General features: G+C 43.5%; 1 protein-coding gene. It reads right to left on the reverse strand.

What is annotated here, in order from left to right; translation table 11 throughout:
- Positions 1-91: 91 nt before the first annotated feature.
- Positions 92-1480 (reverse strand): ISNCY family transposase, encoded by a 1389-nt coding sequence (locus ACTQ3A_RS13850; protein ID WP_441101565.1) that lies wholly within the window; start codon positions 1478-1480, stop codon positions 92-94.
- Positions 1481-1604: the final 124 nt, after the last annotated feature.

Raw genomic sequence — 1604 nt, forward strand, 5'->3', positions numbered from 1 at the left:
TGTCAAGCATAAATGAAAATGTCTCGAAAAAACTTTAACATGAGCCCCGGTTTTCCGGGGCTTTTATTTAATATCCGTGTTAACACTCTAATCATGCACTTTTTAGATCTTCTTCGATCCGATGCGGCTGGGAATGCACAAATTTATTGAAGACAGGACGTCTCCATGGATGATTCATCGGCGGTATGTACTGTTTACGGGGTTTTTGCGGTTCATAGTCTGCATCAAGGTTTTTTGACTTGGGTTCATGTTCGGGAATTTCCTCCAACGCATAGATGTCCTTATCGTTGACACAGCAGAACTTCCGACCGTCATACGCCTTGATCACCATTGTCTTTGTACCTTTGCGGTAATGGATCTGTTTTCCGTTCTTGTCTAACATTCTGTAAAAATGCTTTTCAAGCTGGATAGCATGGCCACAGTCTACCGTCCGTTCAATTAAAACAGCCAGAGTCAGATTGATTTTTTCTTCATCTGGTTGCGATTCAAAAACAGATTTGCTAACATTAAGTGGAAGTGAAAACTTCTTGTTGAATTCTTCTATGTAGGAGTGGAGGAATTCATTGGCACTCTCGATATCAGTTATGCCTGCCAGACGAAGTTCGATCGGAAGGCGTGACTGAAGTGTCTGATTCAGCCGTTCCACACGGCCCTTGGCCTGTGGAACGCTGCTGGATTCAAGTTCAACGCCGAGCTGTTTGCAAGCATAAGCAAACTGGGTGTAAGTGTCCTCATCGTCCGATGGGGCATTTTTCTTTTTGTAGGTAAATACCGTACGTCTGTCTGTGAAAAATTTATAAGGAATGCCATAATTCGTCAGGATCTGATGGAATACGTGATAGTAGCCGTTCAACGTTTCCTGCGTATCGAACCAGGCGCCGGTGATTATGCCGAGAGCATCGTCAATCGCCAGATGAAGGTGCCAGACCTGTCCATTGACCCATTCGTACGGCGTGGCGTCCATCTGCTCCATCTCGCCAAAATAAGCACATCTGGGGCGCCTGCTGTGGGCGTCTTCTACAGCAACCAGATTGGATTGTATGGTATCTTGTTCCTTTTGCGACCGAGCTGTTTTTTTCAAAATAGCAAGCTCCTTTTTTACACGTTTGCGCTTAGCTTTAGTAACCTTTGGGGAGAGGATGTATTCTTTTTCAAGGATGTTCATTACCGATGATGCGGATATATGGATCCCCTCAAAGCGCTCTAGTAATTCCGTATAATGCTCGAAATTTGCCTCATAGTACTTTGTACGGTAGAGATCAACGATCTGTTTCCGTACGTCATCGGCAATGGTTGTTGATGGTTTACGTCCTTTGTTGCCATGAATGAAAAAAGTCTTGCCTTCTTTGAGATATCCGGCAATCATACGGTTGATATGCCGCCTGGTACAACCAAGTTTCAGTGCTGCACGATCCTTGTTTCCGGTTTCAGGATGATCCACCAGAGACTTGATCACCTCATATTTATTCTGTTCATCCATTGATAAAGTTACCCTTCTTATAAGCTATGTCCTCCGATCTGATAGATTATAGAAAGTAATATTCTACCATAATCGGGACATTTTCATTTGTGGTACATCAGGACTTTATCATTTATGGCTTATA

This window comes from Bilifractor sp. LCP21S3_F8 (assembly GCF_052117805.1).
GTDB lineage: Bacteria > Bacillota > Clostridia > Lachnospirales > Lachnospiraceae > Bilifractor.

Bases quoted from the DNA above. Each gene is read 5' to 3' on its own strand.
- ACTQ3A_RS13850 (WP_441101565.1), bottom strand. From the start codon at position 1,480: ATGGATGAACAGAATAAATATGAGGTGATCAAGTCTCTGGTGGATCAT.